Below are 15,849 nucleotides of genomic sequence, written 5' to 3' on the forward strand. Positions count from 1 at the left end.
GATGAACTACGTTGGCGGCATGGCGATTCACGACATCCCGGTCAACACTCTCGCGGGCGAGCCCGGCGACCTGAGCGCGCTGCGCGGCAAGGTGGCGCTCGTCGTCAACGTCGCCTCGCGCTGCGGCCTCACCCCGCAGTACGCGGGCCTCGAACGGCTCCAGGAGAAGTACGGCGAGCAGGGCTTCACCGTCGCGGGCTTCCCGTGCAACCAGTTCATGGGCCAGGAGCCGGGCACCTCCGAGGAGATCGCCACGTTCTGCTCGGCCACCTACGGGGTGTCGTTCCCCCTGTTCGAGAAGATCGAGGTCAACGGCCCCGGCCGGCACGCGGTGTACGAGGAGCTGACCGGCCACGCCGACGCCGACGGCACCGCCGGTGACGTGCAGTGGAACTTCGAGAAGTTCCTGCTCTCGCGCGACGGGCGGGTGCTGGCCCGGTTCCGGCCGCGGACCGAGCCGGAGGACCCGGCCGTGGTGGCGGCGATCGAGGCCGCGCTGAGCGAGAGCTGAGGTCGCCTGGGGCGCGGCGGACACGACCGCGCCCCGGCTTCGCCCGGCACCAGCCGGTCCGCACGGCCCCGCCAGGGCTCAGAGCGCCGAGAAGTGCGCCGCGTCGCCCACGACGGTCGTGCTCCGCACCCCCTCCACGCTCACCGGCACCTCCCCGGCGACGGTGACCCGGTTCAGCCTGCGCCGCACGTCGTCGTAGTCGGCGACGCCGTAGTGCTGGGTGGCGCGGTTGTCCCAGATGGCCACGTCCCCGTCGGACCACTGCCACCGCACGGTGTTCTCCAGCCGCGTGATCCGGTTCTGCAGGAGGTCGAAGATGGCCCGCGACTCGGCGGTGCTCACGCCGATGACGCGCTTCACGAAGTGCCCCAGCAGCAACGCGCGTTCGCCGGTCTCCGGGTGCACGTGGACCACCGGGTGCTCGGTCTCGTAGCGCAGTGACTCGAACTCGTCGCGGTACGTCTGCTCCCGCACGTCGATGCCGCCGATGCGGGTCTCGTCGACCTCGGCCGCGTAGTCGTAGAGGTTGGTGTGCACGGCCCACAGGCGGTCGGCGAGGGCTTTCAGGGCCTCCGGCAGCTCGGCGTAGGCGCGGGCCGTGTTCGCCCAGGCCGTGTTGCCGCCGTAGGGCGGGAGCTCGACCGCGCGGAGGATGCTGATCGCGGGCACGCGGTCGACGAACGTGACGTCGGTGTGCCAGCTGTTGGCCTTGCCGTGCCGGGAGTCGATGGCGAGGACGTTCTCGTGCTGCTCGCCCTTCACGGTCGGGTGCGCGAGGGTCGGTTCGCCGAGCAGCCGGGCGAACGCCAGCTGGCCCGCGTCGTCGAGGTGGTGCTGGCCGGAGAGGAACACGACCTTGTGGGCGAGCAGCGCGGCCCGCAGCTCGGCGACGGTGTCCGCGGGCAGGTCGCCGCCGAGCCGGACACCGTCGACCCGCGCGCCGATCCCCGCGCCCAGCCGGTGCACGGTGACGGTGTCCGAGAGCTGTGCGGTCATCGCTTTTCCTTTCCCAGGAGGACGAGGCACCTCCCACGGTGCTGATGCCGCGACGGCCGCCGCAAGGGCGGGACGGCCGGAAGACCGGTCCTCCCAGCAGCTGGACGGGGTTGACCCGACGTCACCACCGGAACCCGGCGGGCCCGCGCACGGTGGCCGCGGCCAGCTGCTCGACCTGCGCGGCGGACACGGGGACGCCGTCGGCGGCCTGGGCCCAGGCGACGAACTCGACCGGGGTGAGACCGGACGGCGGCTCGCCCACGTACGGCAGCGCGTAGAGGGGCGTGTTGGGTTCGCTGCGCCAGCTCTCGGCGAGCGGGCCGAGGTCGACGACGTCGAAGCCGAGCACGTCGAACAGGTCGGTGACCTCCTTCTTGGCCGCGGCGTCGTCACCGGAGATCGGGATCGCCGTGCGGTCAGCGGCGCCCCTCTCGCGGTGCAGCTGGAGCAGCTGGTGCGGGCCGATCGAGTGCAGGGCCTTCACCACGCGCGAACCGGAGAGGTGCCGCTGCACCAGTTCGCTGGAGGTCAGCTCGTCGCGGTCGAGCTCGGGGCTGCTCCACGCGGCGGTCGGGGCGTAGTTCATCGGGTCGATCACGATCTTCCCGGCGAGCTCGGCGCGGGAAAGCCGTTCGTGCGCCGCGAGCGGCACGGCGGCGAGGACCACCTCGGTGACGTCCGCCACCTCGGCGGGTGTGGCGGCACGGGCACGGCTGCCGAGTGACGCGACGAGGTCCGCGAGCGTCTCCGGGCCGCGCGAGTTGCCCAGTACGACGTCGAGGCCCGCGTCGACGGCGCGGCGGGCGACCCCGGCTCCGACTGATCCGGTGCCGATGATGCCAAGGGTGGTGGTCATGTCTGTTCTCCCGTTCGGTGTGCTGATGTCCATCCCACCGGCGCCGGACGGCCCGAACAACGATCAAGACGCGAACGCGGCGATCACTTCTCGTGATAGGTCTGGGGTGTGGAGCTGAGAACGCTGCGGTACTTCGTGACGGTCGCCGAGGAGCTGCACTTCGGCCGGGCGGCGGAGCGGTTGCGGATCGTGCAGTCCGCGGTCAGCCAGCAGATCGCGCGGTTCGAGCGGGAGCTGGGCGTGCGGCTGTTCGACCGCACGTCCCGGTCGGTGCGGCTGACCCCGGCGGGCGAACGGGTGCTCGTGGCGGCGAGGGACACGCTGTCGGCCGCGGCCAGGGTGCGGGTGGTCGCCGGTGCCCAGGCGGCGGCCGTGCGGATCGGTGTCGCCACCTGCGTCACGCCCCGGCTGGACCGCGCCCTGACCCTGCTGAGCGAGGGGGACCGCGCCGTCGAACCGGAGCTCGTCTCGCTCCCGGTGGGCGCCCGCGTCGACGCCGTCCGCGCCGGGGAGCTGGACGTCGCGCTGGTCCGCGGCGCGTTCGCGAACCAGGCTGTCACGGCGGTCCGCGCGTGGTCGGAGCCGTTGCACGTCGTGGTGCCGAAAACACATCCCGCCGCCGACGCCGAGGCGGTCCGGTTCGGCGACCTCGACCCGGACGAGCTGAGGCTGCCCGCCAGGGAGTCCGACCCGCCGCTGTTCGACGCGATCCTGGCCGCCCTGCCCGCCGCGCCGAGGCGGCCACCGGCGGGCGACCTGCTGTCCGTGCTGTTCGAGGTCGGCACCGCCCCGCGCGGCTGGACGCTGCTGCCGGCCGAACAGCTCGGCTCCTCGTCGCCCCGGTTGCGGCAGCTGCCGCTCGATCCCCCGGTGTCCGTCGACGGCCACGTCGTGACATCGCGCGCGACCCCGGACACCTGCGTCGCGTCTTACGTGGCGGCGTTCGGAAATCAGTGTTGATCGCGTGGCTTGAGGTCCGGGCCGCCGGGGTACTGAAGGTTCGCCGTACGCGCGCGTTGCGGTGTCGAAGACCCGCCTCCGGGTGGGACGGCCGGCACCGGCACGGGATGTTGAGCACTACAGCACCCGTGTCCGGTGCCGGTTCGTACCGGTGGAGTGCCCTCCGGGCCGCCGGTGGCTTTAATATGCGCTGTGCGAGCGTCAAGAAGTCGGCGTCGTGGACTCCACCGATGAGTGAGGAGCGCGGCGGTATGGCCGACTACGTCCAGACAGGGTCCGTGCGACCGGCCGCCGGCGACCGCCCGGACGCGGTGGCACGCCTCGACGAGACCGCCGAAGCGCTGACGGACCTGCACGCCGCGCTCACCGGCGAGGAGTCGCTCGACGACGCCCTGCAGCGGGTCGCGGAGCTGGCGATCAGGGCCGTGCCGGACGCGGACGCCGTGACGGTCTCCGTCGTCACGTCCGAGCAGTCGCACACCGCCGCCGCGACGGACAGGGCGCTCGTCAAGCTGGAGGATGCGCAGTACTCGGCGGGACGCGGCCCGTGCCTGGAGTCGGCACGCACGCTGACGCCGGTCCGCGCGGTGATCGGCGAGCACGAGGACCAGTGGCCGGAGTTCGAGACGGCGGCGGCCGCCGCCGGTGTCCGCGCGTACCTGTCGGTGCCGGTGATCCTGCCCGCCTCGGACGACGCCGAGGCCCGGCACCTCGGGACGCTGACCATCTACAGCCAGACCGCCGCCGCCTTCGACCCGTTCGACGAGGGTCTGCTGCGCCTGTTCACCACGGCCGCGTGCGCGACGATCACCAACGCGCAGCGGTGGACCCGCTCGCGCGACCAGGTGAAGCACCTGGAGCGGGCCATCGAGTCGCGGGCCGTGATCGAGCAGGCCAAGGGCGTGCTGATGGCGGTGCACGCCTGCACCGCGGACGAGGCGTTCCGCATCCTGGTGGAGCAGTCCCAGCGGGCGAACACGAAGCTGCGGGACGTGGCGGGACAGCTGCTGGAGTCGCTCAAACGCTCCTGAGCCAGGGATGGCCGGGGTGCACGCGCTCCAGCCATCCCGCCAGGCGCCGCCGCCGGTCGCGGCCGAGCAGCGGCAGGACGCCCTCGAAGTCCGCCTGGTCCTTGGGCCGCACGGCCTTCGCCTTGAACAACAGGGCCAGTTCCGGTGCGAGGAACGGGATTCCGTCCGCCGTCCGTTCCACGACCGCGTCGTACGGCAACCGGACGGTCTCGGCGCGACGGCAGATCCACGTGTCCCCGTCGTGCGGCTCACGGAAGACGTCGCACAGGTAGTGGCCGGTCGCCGGATCGCGCAGCCACGTCTGGTGCGTGGTGGCCAGCACGTCGGGCCGTGCGTCGAACCAGACGAGCCCGGAGGACGCCACGTCGAAGACGAAGCCCGGGAAGCACGCGCGGATCTCCGCGAAGCCTCCGGCGGGAACGGCGATCTCCAGGTCCTTGTGCGGCCGGGACTGTCCGCCGCGGAACAGGTCCAGCGCCCATCCTCCCGCGACGTACCAGCGCGTGCGCACGTCCTTCAGCCGCGCGGCGACCTCCTCCGGGCGCCACGCGTGCGCCCACCGCTCCTCCAGCTCGGCGTTCCACTCGACCGGTTCCACGGCGTGAAGCGTGTCACGCCCGTTCGTCCTCGCGGCGGGTCAGCACCACCGGGCCGTCGTCGGTGATGGCGACCGTGTGCTCGGAGTGCGCGGTCCGCGAACCGTCGGCGGAGCGGATCGTCCACCCGTCCTCGTCGTAGACGATCCGGTCGGTCGTGCGGCAGAACCACGGTTCGAGCGCGAGAGTCAGCCCGGCGCGCAGCGTGAGACCACGTCCGGCCTTGCCCTTGTTGGACACGTGGACGTCCTCGTGCATCGTGCGGCCGATGCCGTGGCCGCCGAACTCGGTGCTGACCGGGTAGCCGTGCTCCCGCGCCACCGCCCAGATCGCCGCCGAGACGTCCCCGACGCGGTTGCCGGGCCGGGCGGCGCCGATCGCCGCCTCCAGCGCCTCCTCGGTCGCCCGGATGAGGCGCAGGTCCTCCTCCGCCGGGGTGCCGACGACGAACGTGCGGGCCGAGTCGGCGGCCCAGCCGTCGATGGTGACGGCGAAGTCCGCGGAGAGCACGTCGCCGTCCCGCAGCACGTAGTCGTGCGGCTTGCCGTGCAGGACGGCGTCGTTGACCGAGAGGCAGATGACGTTGCGGAACGGTCCCTCGCCGAACGACGGCGCGTAGTCCCAGTAGCACGACACGGCGCCGCGGCGGTCGATCATGCCGCGCACGTGGTGTTCCAGGTCGAGCAGGTTCACGCCGACGTCGGCGATCTCGCGGACCTCGGTGAGCACCTCCGCCACGAAGCGCCCGGTCACGTGCATGCGCTCGATCTCGGCGGGCGACTTCAGTTCGATCACTACGCACTCCACTTCGGACAACCGGTATTTTTATACCGGTCGACCCTAGCCGGAGGCGGTATACGAATACCAGTTCGGGTGGTGTGGTTTTCGAAACGCACCGCATCCGGCCCGCGACGATTGAGGATCTTCATCGCCGGGAACACCGGGATGGCAGAGCTGATCAACGACGGAAAGGCCGCCATGCCCGCCCAAGAACTCGTGCTCGCCGACCGGTACGAGCTGGCCGACGTACTGGGTACCGGCGGCATGGCCGAGGTCCGGCGCGCCTGGGACAGGCGGCTGCACCGGCACGTCGCGGTCAAGCTGTTCCGCGCGGGCGCCGAGCTGACGCAGGAGCGACGGTTCGACAACGAGATCAGGACGCTCGCCTCTCTCTCGCACCCCCGCCTGGTCCAGGTGCACGACGCGGGCATCAGCGGCGACATGCAGTTCGTCGTCCTCCAGCTCGTCGACGGGTGCACGTTGCGCGACCGGATCGCGGAGGGACCGCTCGGCGTCGAGGACGTGCAGCGGATCGGCGCCGAGCTCGCCGACGCGCTCGCCTACGTGCACGCGATGGGTGTCGTGCACCGCGACGTGAAGCCGTCCAACGTCCTGATGGACCACGACGACAACACCCACCTCGCCGACTTCGGCCTGGCCAGGGTCGTCGACACGACCCGCCTCACCCGGCCGGACCAGGTGGTCGGCACCGCCGCGTACCTCGCGCCGGAGCAGGTGCGGGGTGAGGACCTGACCGGCGCCGTCGACGTCTACGCGCTCGGCCTGGTGCTGCTGGAGTGCCTCACCGGCCAGCGCGAGTACCAGGGCAGCGAGATCGAGGCGGCGGTCGCGCGCCTGCACCGCCAGCCGGCGATCCCCGACGACCTGCCCGTGCACCTCCGGCGCCTGCTGACCGCGATGACCTCGCTGTCGCCGCGCCGCCGCCCGAGCGCCGCCGAGTGCGCCGCGGCCCTGCGCGAGCCCGGCGAGGCGCCCACCCGGATCGGCGCGGCCCTGCGCAAGCAGCGCGCGATGGCCGGTCCGCTCGTGGTGGGGGTGTTCGCGGCGGTGGGTCTCGCCGCCGTCCTCCTGCCCTCGCCGCCGGTCGAGTCCGCTCCCACCACGACGTCCACCCCCACCGCCGCGACCCCGGTCCAGGTGACGGAGGAGACCCAGCAGCTGCAGCAGCAGCAGCCGCAGGAGCAGGAACAGCAGCAGGCCGAGGAGCCGGCCGTCGTCGTGCCGGCGGCCGGACCCGTCGCGGCAGGGCCGGTCGAGGTCAAGCCGAAGGCGGTCGAGAAGCCGAAGGCCATCGAGCGGCCGAAGTCCGACGGGCCGGGAAGCGTGCACCTGAAGGGGCCCGGCAAGGGCAAGGGTCCGGCCGGGCGCTGAGCGGCAGCTCGGCGAGGCCGTCACGCAGGATGCGCCGGGCCGCGTCCGGACGCCAGGTGAGCACGACCCGTTCCAGCAGCAGCGCGCCCGCGAAGCAGGTCAGCGCCACGAACACCGGCCACGACACGTGCTCCGCCGCGGCGACCGCGCTGTGCACCACCGCGAGCGCCAGGAACACCACCGCCAGACAGCGAACGTGGACTTGCGCGTCTCGGTCGGCCTGCACGGCCCGTTGCCCCATGTAGAACGGATCGTGACGATCCCTCACATCGTTACCGGCCTGCCGAACGGGCAGTTTCGCCCGAGGGTGATACTGGCGGCCATGACCATCCACGACACCGGCCGGCGTGCGTTCGCGAGCGACAACTACGCGGGCCTGCTGCCCGAGGCGCTGGCAGCGATCGCCGCTGCCAACGGTGGTCACCAGCCTTCCTACGGCGACGACGTCTACACCGCCCGCCTGCAGGAAGTCGTGCGCGAACACTTCGGCACGCAGGCCGAGGTGTTCCCGGTGTTCAACGGCACCGGCGCGAACGTCTTGGCGCTCACCTCCGTGCTCCCGCGCTGGGGTGCCGTCGTGGCGGCGTCGACCGCGCACGTCCACGTCGACGAGGGTGGCGCGCCGGAACGGATGACCGGCCTGAAGCTGCTGCCCGTGCCGAGCCCGGACGGCAAGCTGACGCCCGATCTCGTCGCGCGTGAGGCGTGGGGCTGGGGCAACGAGCACCGCGCACAGCCGCTGGCCGTGACGATCTCGCAGACCACCGAGATGGGCACGCTCTACCGCCCCGAGGAGATCCGCGCCCTCGCCGAGTTCGCCCACGAACGCGGCATGGCCCTGCACGTCGACGGCTCCCGCCTGTGGAACGCCGCCGCCGCGCTCGGCGTGCCGTTGCGCGAAGTCACCGCGGACGCGGGCGTGGACGTGCTCAGCCTGGGCGGCACCAAGATCGGCCTGCTCGGCGTGGAGGCCGTCGTCGTGCTCGACCCGTCCCGCGCCACCGGGCTGCGCTACCTGCGCAAGGCCACCATGCAGCTCGCCAGCAAGATGCGGTTCGCCTCGGCACAGCTGCTGACGCTGTTCGAGGACGACCTGGGCGTGCGCACCGCCGCCCACGCCAACGCGATGGCCGCCCGCCTGCGCACCGCGCTGGAGGCCGAGATGCCGCCGGGGCTGGCGTTCACCCAGGACACCGCCGCGAACGCGGTGTTCGCGACGGTGCCCGCGGACGCCGTCGAACGCATCCGCAAGCGGGTGCGCTTCCACGACTGGGACGCCGCGCGCGGTGAGGTCCGGTGGATGACCTCGTGGGACACCACCGAGTCCGACGTGGACGCGTTCGTCCAGGTCATCCGCGAGGAGCTCGCGAACTGAGCACCGCGCCGGACGTTCCATCCCTTCACCCGCCCGCGCCACCCGTCCGTGTCACCCGCCCAGCGGCCCCGACGCCTCTCCGTGACGTGGCTTTAGTACGCGGGGCCCCCGCGTACTAACCACGCGAACGAAAGGGCCCCGCGTGCGGCAAGGGAAACGCGAAAGAGAGTTGCGAGCGGCGCGAGGTGTTACGGACAGTACTTCTGGAGGTGCGCTTAGATCTGGATCTCGCCTCCGTCCACGTACAGGTTGGTGCCGACGACGAAGGTGCTCTGGTCCGAAGCCAGGAACGCCACCGCGTCGGCGACCTCCTCCGCCGTGCCCACCCGGCCGAGCGGCACCCTGGCCGCAAAGCTCGCCTTCACCTGCTCGTCGAGGCCGGCGGTCGCCGGGGTGTCGATCGAGCCCGGTGAGACGGCGTTGACCCGCACGCCGCGGTCCTTCAGCTCGTTGGCCCAGGTGCGGACGTACGAGCGCAGCGCCGCTTTGGTGGCCGCGTAGGTGCCGAACGCCGCGACGCCGTCGTCGGCGCGGACCGAGAGGTTCACGACCACCGCGGCGCCGTCGTTCAGCAGCGGCAACGCCTTCTGCACGCTGAACAGCGTGCCGCGCACGTTGATGCCGAAGATCTGGTCGAAGTGCTCCTCGGTGGTCTCCTCCAGGGTCGCGAACCCGCCGATGCCCGCGTTCGCGAACAGCACGTCCAGTCCCCTGCCCCTCTCCCGGACCGCGGCGTAGAGCCGGTCCAGGTCCGCCGGGTCCGCCACGTCTCCCCGCACGGCGGTGGCGTCGCCGACCAGGCCCACCGCCGCGTCGAGCTCCTCCTGGCGCCTGCCCGTCATGAACACGTGCGCGCCCTCCTTGGCGAACAGCCGGGCGGCGGCGAGACCGATGCCGCTGCTTCCGCCGGTCACGACCGCCGTCTTGCCCTCGAACCGGGACATGGTTCCCCTCTCAGAGTTGTGTACCGATCGGTACTGAAACCGACCGTAGCACTTCCAGACCGATCGGTACAAAACTGGTAGGCTGGAGGCGTGAGCGGGACGGGCAGACCGAGGGGCTTCGACGCGGACGAGGCGCTGCACGCCGCCATGCTCGTGTTCTGGCGGCAGGGCTACGAAGGCGCGAGCCTCGCCGACCTCACCGCGGCGATGGGCATCACGAAGACGAGCATGTACGCCGCGTTCGGCAACAAGGAGGAGCTCTTCCGCAAGGCACTCGCCCGCTACGACGTGGGTCCCGCCTCCTACGGCTACCGCGCGGTCGAGCAACCGACCGCGCGTGAGGTCGCCGAGGCGTTCCTCACGGGGGCCGTGCGGACCACGACCCAGCCGAACTGCCCCGCGGGCTGCCTCGGCGTGCAGGGGTCGCTGGCGGCGGGAGAGTCCGGTGAGCCCGCCCGCGAGATCCTGGTGGCGTGGCGCAACAACGGCGGCCGGATGCTGGAAGAGCGGTTCCGGCGGGCGGTCGAGGAGGGCGACCTGCCGGAGGAGACGGACGCCGGGCGGCTCGCCCTGTACGTCATGACCGTCGCGTTCGGCATCGCGGTCCAGGCCGCGAGCGGGGTGAGCCGTGCCGACCTCCAGGAGGTGGCCGACACGGCTCTGCTCGCCTGGCCCGCGTGATCAGGTCCCGTCGATCAGCCGGATCGCCAGGTCGGGGTTGAACGTGCCCGCCGGGGTGGTCGGCGCGATGCCGCACGTCCCGTCGGACACACCGGGTGTCTTGACCCACAACAGCATCTCCGCGCCACCACCGGCCTGTGGCGTCACGCCGAGACGGCGTCCGGCCGGGTTGCACCAGCCGTCACCACGCCCGTTGCCGTTGCGGCTGGTGTCCACGACGAACTTGGCCGCGTAGCCGAGGAAGCCGTTGACCGAGTTGGCGTACGTGGCCGACTGGCTCGTCGTGTAGTAGTTCGACACGTTCACCGAGAACCCGCGCACGTTGCGGATTCCCGCCTCGTTCAGCCGGTACGCGATGGTCGACGCCGCCACCCAGCCGGGGTTGCCGCCGTCGAGGTACGCGTAGGTGTTGGGCGCCTTGGCTTTCAGCTGTTCCGTCGCGTACAGGAGCAGCCCCGCCATCTCGGCGCGCTGGGCCGCCGTGAGGCAGTCGTAGGCGGCCAGCGCGTCCGGTTCGATGATGACCACCGCGGGTTTGGTCCCGATCCCGGCCGCGAAGCTCGAGATCCAGGTCCGGTAGGCGGCGGCGCTGCCCGCGCCACCGCCCGAGTGGCCGCCGCACGCGTCCCGGTTCGGGATGTTGTAGGCGACCAGCACCGGCAGCTTGTCCTGGCCGTCCGCCGCGCCCGTGTAGTTCGCGACGGCCGAGCCGATGTCGCTGTCGTTGCCGAACCACCGTGCGATCGGCTTGGAGCCGATGGACGACTGGACGCGTGCCGCCCTGGAGTCGCCGGGGTTGGTCCGCGCCCAGGTGGCGGGCGCGGAGCCCGGGTTGACGTAGAAGCCGCTCGTCAGGTCGATCGGACTGGCGGCGTGGGCGGACGGGACGGGGAGGACGAGCAACGCGGGCAGGGTGAAGCGGATGATCCACCGCACTGTGGATCTCCTCTCGTGGCAGGAGGTTCAGCGTGTGTCCGCGAAAGCCGCGATCCAGGCGAGAGACGAGTTCCAGTTGATCGCGACCTCGTTCGTGGAGTACGAGCCGATCTCGTCGATGTAGCACTTGGCGGGGGCGCAGCCGGGCAGGTTCTGCTGCGCCACCGGGTCCTGCAGACCGGAGTTGGGGCCACCGGCGAGCGACCCGGCGGGCGGGTTCGGCAGCTTCGGGTCGAGCTGGTTCGCCCAGTGCCGGTGGTGCTGGTTGCGGCTCGCGTTCTCGCCGTAGCCGCTGACGAACGACTGGTTGAGGCCGTTGCGGCCGAGCAGGTAGTCCATCGACTCCAGCACGGCGTCGCTGTACTCGCGCTTGAGGCTGAGGTCGTACGCCGTCGCCATGACCATGGCGGCGTTGGTCGTGGCACTGGTCGAGCCCCACGCGTACTGGCCGTCTGCGGGCTTGGACGGGTTCGGGTAGCCCTGCGAGCGCAGGTCGCGCAGGTGCCCGTCGGCGACCTTCAGCACGCGGGACCGGGCGGCGAGCACGCGGTCGACCGGGAACCGGTGCGGCAGCCGCACGATCGTCAGGTCCGCCAGTGCTCCCGTGTCCTTCCACGAGAAGCCCGCGGAGGTGAGCTGCGTGGTGACCCGGCCGAGGTACTCGCGCTTGCCGGTCGTCGCGTACAGCTCGGCGGCGGCCCACGAGAACTCGTCGCTCACGTCGGTGTCGTCGTACGGACCACCGCCCACGCTGTCCTCGCGCGGCGCGAACTTCGCGGGGTTGGCGCCGGCCGCCTCCCATGCCTTCTCGGCCGCGGTGAGGCACTTCTGAGCGAACGCCGGGTCCCACAGCTTCCAGATCCGCGCGCACTGGGCACCGGCGGCGGCCAGGTTCAGCGTCGCCGCGGTCGACGGGGCGTGCAGGTAGCGGGGCTGGGCGTCGGCGTGCGGCAGCGTCGGGTGCGGCGTCCAGGCCAGGTCGTGGATCTTGTGGTGGGCCATGCCCGCGAGCGGCTGCCCGGCGGGGACCTGCATCTTCAGCAGGAACTCGACCTCCCAGCGCGCCTCGTCGAGCACGTCGGGCACCCGGTTGTCCCGCTCGGGGATCGCGAGCAGGCCGTCGCGCAGCCCTTCGAGGTCGAGGCGGTAGAGCGAGCGTTCGTAGAGGTCCATGAGCTGCCACGCGGCGAGGGCGCCGTTCACGACGTACTTGCCGTGGTCGCCCGCGTCGTACCAGCCGCCGCTGACGTCGAGCGTGTAGTCGCACTCGCCGGGCAGGCACGGCACCGCCGTGTCACCCGTGTTGGGCGCGACGCCGACGTGCCCGGCCGGGCGCGCGTAGGCGTCACCGACGTACTTCGCCTCGACCGGGATGCCGCTTCTGTTGTGGTAGAAGTACTGCAGCGCGTCCCGCCGCAGCTTGTCGTACGGCTTGGCGGTGATGTCGAACGGGTGGCTGACCTGGTCCCCCACCGCGATCCTGTAACCGCTTCCAGCCTTGCGGTACGAGCTGAAGTCGACGAGGTGCACGTGGTCGCGGGTCATCGCGTCATCGCCCTTGACCTGCGTCTTCCCGCTGGCGACGACCTTGCCCGACGCATCCCGCAGCTGCCACGGCTGCGGCGTGGTGGCGTCGTGCACGACCGAGGCGCGCTTGGCGCCCGCCGTCGGGTAGGCGTGCTGGTTCGCCCGCACCGATGAGCCGTAGTCCCAGCCACCGCCGGGCGGCACGATCCCGCCGGTCAGCGAGACGTCGTCGAGGCACAGCGTGTACGCCTCCGCCGCACCGCCCGCCTGGATCGCGACCTGGCCGTGCCGGGTGGCCACTGTGGACGTCCCGGTGAACTCGAACCTGGTGGGAGTGCTGGTGAGCGCCGCCGGCTTGTTCAGCGTCGTGGTGCTCGGCGGGGTCGCGAGCTGGACGGTCGCGCGGACCGTGACGTCACGTGTGGCCGTGGCGGTGAACCGCAGCGTGTAGGGCTGACCGGCCTCCAGCGGGACGTCGTTCTGGCCGATCATCGAGTTCCACGGGTTCACGGTGCCCGCGGGGATCTCGGCGCAGAGCCGCCCGCCGGACACTGTGGACGGCGTGTTCCCGCTGCTCCACCACGGAGTCTTCACGCTGTCGAAGGTGCCGTTGAGCACCCGTTCGTAGCTCTCGGCGGCGGTCGCGCCCGGCGCGAGGCCGACGAGGAGGACAGGCGGGAGGCACACTGCCACCAGCCGGGTTTTCACGGACATACCGGGGCCCTCTCGAGGTCGAAGGTCTCCCGGCGCGACCGCAGCGTCGCCCCGAATGCTCACCCAGCCGGACGCGGCTGTCAACGGCGACGCGTCACCGAACTGTGATCCGGGTGACCTCTTCACATCCGGATGGCCTCGTGGTTACAGTCCTGTAAGCGCTAACAGCCCCACCCGATCCCCCAGCGCCAACACCGGCACGAGCCGCAGCGTCGCAGCAGGTGAACGGTGTTTCCAAACAGTTCAGCCCCCTGAATCCATGTGTAACCGCTTGCAGTCAATCGTCCACTGGAGGTCCTCGATGGTTGTTCGACAGCGGCGGGCGTTGCTCGCCACGACGCTCGGCGCGGTGGTGGCGCTCTCCGCGTGCGGCGGCGCCGCCGAGTCCTCCTCCGGTGACACGACGCTGGTCGTCAAGACCTTCAGCCAGTTCGGCTACGACGAGCTCTACGCGGAGTACGAGGCGAGCCACCCCGGCATCAAGATCAAGGAGGAGAACATCGGCAAGCTCGGCGACTACCTGCCGAAGCTGCAGCAGTGGCTCGCCACCGGGAAGGGCGCTGGCGACGTCGTCGCGATCGAGGAGGGCATCCTCTCGCAGTTCGTCGCGAAGCCCGGCCAGTTCGTGAACCTGCTCGACCACGGCGCCGCCGAGCTGAAGCCGAACTTCCTGGAGTGGAAGTGGGAGCAGGCGTCCACACCGGACGGGAGCAAGGTCGTCGGGCTCGGCACGGACGTCGGCGCGCAGGGCATGTGCTACCGCACGGACCTCTTCGCCCAGGCCGGCCTGCCGACCGATCGCGAGGAGGTCGGGAAGCTGTGGCCGACCTGGGACGCCTACCTCGCCACCGGCAAGCGGTTCAAGGAGGCGGGCACGGGGGCGGGCTGGTACGACTCGTCCGGCGGCCTCTACCAGAACATCCTGATGCAGCAGGGTGACCACACCTACTACGACACGTCGAACAAGCTCGTCATCGACAGCAACCCCGGTGTGCGCAAGGCGTGGGACCAGACCATCGAGATGGTGAAGGCCGGTCTCTCGGCGAACATCGAGCAGTGGAGCCCGCAGTGGAACGCCGGGTTCAAGAACGGGACGTTCGCGACGATCCCCTGCCCGTCGTGGATGCTCGGCACGATCGAGAAGCAGGCCGGACCGGAGAACAAGGGCAAGTGGGACGTCGCCCGCGTTCCCGGTGAGGGCGCGGTGCGCGGCGGCTCGTTCCTCGCGGTGCCCACGCAGAGCAAGCACCAGAAGGAGGCCGCGGAGCTGGTCAAGTTCCTGACCAGCGCCAAGGGCCAGACCGCCGCGTTCAAGTCGAAGAACAACTTCCCGTCCTCGCCGCAGGCCATCGACGACCCGGCCGTGCAGGGCTACACCAACCCGTTCTTCAACGACGCGCCCGTGGGCAAGATCTTCGGCGAGAGCGTGAAGGCGCTCAAGCCCGTCTACCTCGGCCCGGACAACAACCCGATCGGCGACCGCGTCGGCAACGCGCTGCTGGCCGTCGAGCAGGGCAAGCTCCAGCCGGACGAGGCGTGGGCCAAGGCGGTCGACGACGCGAAGCGCCTGGTCAAGTGACGCAGCTACGACACGCGGACCCGCTGCCACCCGTCACCACGCCGGTGGCAGCGCCTCCCGAACAGCCCCGCACCGGGTGGCGCGCCCGGCTCAGCCGTGCCGAGGTGACCTGGTCGCCGTACCTGTTCATCGCGCCGTTCTTCGTGATCTTCGCGGTGTTCGGCCTGTTCCCGCTCGTCTACACGGCGTGGGTGTCCCTGCACGACTGGGACATCAGCGGCGCCGGGGCGTTCGTGGGCCTGGACAACTACGTGACGTTGTTCAACGACCCCGATTTCTGGAACGCGGTCTTCAACACGCTCGGCATGCTGGTGCTCGCCACCGTGCCGCAGCTGCTGATGGCGCTCGTGCTCGCGAGCCTGCTCAACCAGAAGCTGCGCGGGATGACGTTCCTGCGCATGGGCGTGCTGCTGCCGATCGTCACCTCGGTGGCGGCGGTGGGCATCGTGTTCAGCCAGATCTTCGACCGCGACGCCGGCATGGTGAACGGGTTGCTGGGCCTGGTGAACGTCGACGCCGTCGACTGGCGCGCGGACAAGTGGTCGTCCTGGACGGCCATCGCGACGATGGTGAACTGGCGCTGGACCGGGTACAACGCGCTGATCTACCTCGCCGCCATGCAGGCCGTGCCGCGCGACCTGTACGAGGCGGCCACTGTGGACGGTGCGGGCAAGGTCCGGCAGTTCTGGAGCATCACCGTGCCGAACATCCGGCCGGCGATCCTGTTCACCGTCATCATGTCCACCATCGCGGGCATGCAGCTCTTCACCGAGCCGCTGATCTTCGGCCAGGGCGGCTTCGCGATCTCCGGCGGCAGCCTGCGGCAGTTCCAGACGGTCTCGATGTACATGTTCGAGAAGGCGTTCCGCGACTTCGACTACGGCTACGGCTCCGCGGTCGCGTGGATGATCTTCCTGCTGATCACGCTCCTCGGCGTCGTCAACTTCCTGGTCTCGCGGAGGTCGAGGTAG

The 15,849-nt window shown here is 71.0% G+C and carries 15 protein-coding genes; 8 read left to right on the forward strand and 7 right to left on the reverse strand.

The window, feature by feature from the left end; genetic code table 11:
• Window positions 1-19: 19 nt before the first annotated feature.
• Window positions 20-511: a glutathione peroxidase gene (locus BLT23_RS07495; protein ID WP_090047013.1), complete on the forward strand. Its 492-nt coding sequence runs from the start codon at window positions 20-22 to the stop codon at window positions 509-511.
• Window positions 512-589: 78 nt separating this feature from the next.
• Here BLT23_RS07495 and BLT23_RS07500 read toward each other — a convergent pair whose 3' ends face one another.
• Both BLT23_RS07500 and BLT23_RS07505 read right to left on the reverse strand, forming a co-directional pair.
• The gene (locus BLT23_RS07500; protein WP_090047015.1) at window positions 590-1,507 is read right to left on the reverse strand and encodes a TauD/TfdA dioxygenase family protein; all 918 of its coding nucleotides are present in this window, start codon (window positions 1,505-1,507) and stop codon (window positions 590-592) included.
• A gap of 121 nt (window positions 1,508-1,628) precedes the next feature.
• Window positions 1,629-2,363, reverse strand: coding sequence for an NADPH-dependent F420 reductase (locus tag BLT23_RS07505; RefSeq protein ID WP_090047017.1), 735 nt, complete (start codon window positions 2,361-2,363; stop codon window positions 1,629-1,631).
• Window positions 2,364-2,471: 108 nt separating this feature from the next.
• Between BLT23_RS07505 and BLT23_RS07510 the strand changes: the two genes are divergently transcribed.
• The gene (locus tag BLT23_RS07510) at window positions 2,472-3,323 is read left to right on the forward strand and encodes a LysR family transcriptional regulator (protein WP_090047018.1); all 852 of its coding nucleotides are present in this window, start codon (window positions 2,472-2,474) and stop codon (window positions 3,321-3,323) included.
• A 230-nt stretch (window positions 3,324-3,553) separates the two neighbouring features.
• Complete coding sequence (locus tag BLT23_RS07515; RefSeq protein WP_245743785.1) at window positions 3,554-4,354, forward strand: GAF and ANTAR domain-containing protein; 801 nt, start codon at window positions 3,554-3,556, stop codon at window positions 4,352-4,354.
• On the opposite strand, the gene BLT23_RS07520 is transcribed toward BLT23_RS07515, so the two are convergent.
• Window positions 4,341-4,952 carry a nucleotidyltransferase domain-containing protein gene (locus BLT23_RS07520; protein WP_090047021.1) on the reverse strand — a complete coding sequence of 204 codons (612 nt, stop codon included), beginning with the start codon at window positions 4,950-4,952 and terminating at the stop codon, window positions 4,341-4,343. The genes BLT23_RS07515 and BLT23_RS07520 overlap by 14 nt on opposite strands.
• A gap of 13 nt (window positions 4,953-4,965) precedes the next feature.
• Window positions 4,966-5,745, reverse strand: a complete 780-nt coding sequence (gene map, locus BLT23_RS07525) for a type I methionyl aminopeptidase (RefSeq protein ID WP_090047023.1) — start codon at window positions 5,743-5,745, stop codon at window positions 4,966-4,968.
• 150 nt (window positions 5,746-5,895) lie between these two features.
• Here map and BLT23_RS07530 point away from each other — a divergent pair, with 150 nt between their 5' ends.
• Window positions 5,896-7,122, forward strand: a complete 1,227-nt coding sequence (locus tag BLT23_RS07530; RefSeq protein WP_090047024.1) for a serine/threonine-protein kinase — start codon at window positions 5,896-5,898, stop codon at window positions 7,120-7,122.
• A gap of 322 nt (window positions 7,123-7,444) precedes the next feature.
• Window positions 7,445-8,497 carry a threonine aldolase family protein gene (locus BLT23_RS07535; RefSeq protein WP_218133666.1) on the forward strand — a complete coding sequence of 351 codons (1,053 nt, stop codon included), beginning with the start codon at window positions 7,445-7,447 and terminating at the stop codon, window positions 8,495-8,497.
• 215 nt (window positions 8,498-8,712) lie between these two features.
• Here BLT23_RS07535 and BLT23_RS07540 read toward each other — a convergent pair whose 3' ends face one another.
• Entirely contained in the window at window positions 8,713-9,441 is a 729-nt protein-coding gene (locus tag BLT23_RS07540; RefSeq protein WP_090047026.1) for an SDR family oxidoreductase, read from the reverse strand.
• Between the two features lie 90 nt (window positions 9,442-9,531).
• Here BLT23_RS07540 and BLT23_RS07545 point away from each other — a divergent pair, with 90 nt between their 5' ends.
• The gene (locus BLT23_RS07545) at window positions 9,532-10,122 is read left to right on the forward strand and encodes a TetR/AcrR family transcriptional regulator (protein WP_245743787.1); all 591 of its coding nucleotides are present in this window, start codon (window positions 9,532-9,534) and stop codon (window positions 10,120-10,122) included.
• Here the strand turns inward: BLT23_RS07545 and BLT23_RS07550 are convergent, their stop codons facing one another.
• The gene (locus BLT23_RS07550; RefSeq protein ID WP_090047028.1) at window positions 10,123-11,058 is read right to left on the reverse strand and encodes a glycoside hydrolase family 6 protein; all 936 of its coding nucleotides are present in this window, start codon (window positions 11,056-11,058) and stop codon (window positions 10,123-10,125) included.
• A gap of 27 nt (window positions 11,059-11,085) precedes the next feature.
• On the reverse strand, window positions 11,086-13,299 hold the full coding sequence (locus BLT23_RS07555) for a glycoside hydrolase family 9 protein (protein ID WP_090047029.1): 2,214 nt from the start codon (window positions 13,297-13,299) through the stop codon (window positions 11,086-11,088).
• A 301-nt stretch (window positions 13,300-13,600) separates the two neighbouring features.
• Between BLT23_RS07555 and BLT23_RS07560 the strand changes: the two genes are divergently transcribed.
• Window positions 13,601-14,878, forward strand: coding sequence for an ABC transporter substrate-binding protein (locus BLT23_RS07560; protein ID WP_090047031.1), 1,278 nt, complete (start codon window positions 13,601-13,603; stop codon window positions 14,876-14,878).
• Window positions 14,875-15,849, forward strand: a complete 975-nt coding sequence (locus BLT23_RS07565) for a carbohydrate ABC transporter permease (protein ID WP_245743789.1) — start codon at window positions 14,875-14,877, stop codon at window positions 15,847-15,849. Before BLT23_RS07560 ends, BLT23_RS07565 begins: the two co-directional genes overlap by 4 nt.

This window comes from Lentzea fradiae (genome assembly GCF_900100955.1).
GTDB classification, from domain to species: domain Bacteria; phylum Actinomycetota; class Actinomycetes; order Mycobacteriales; family Pseudonocardiaceae; genus Lentzea; species Lentzea fradiae.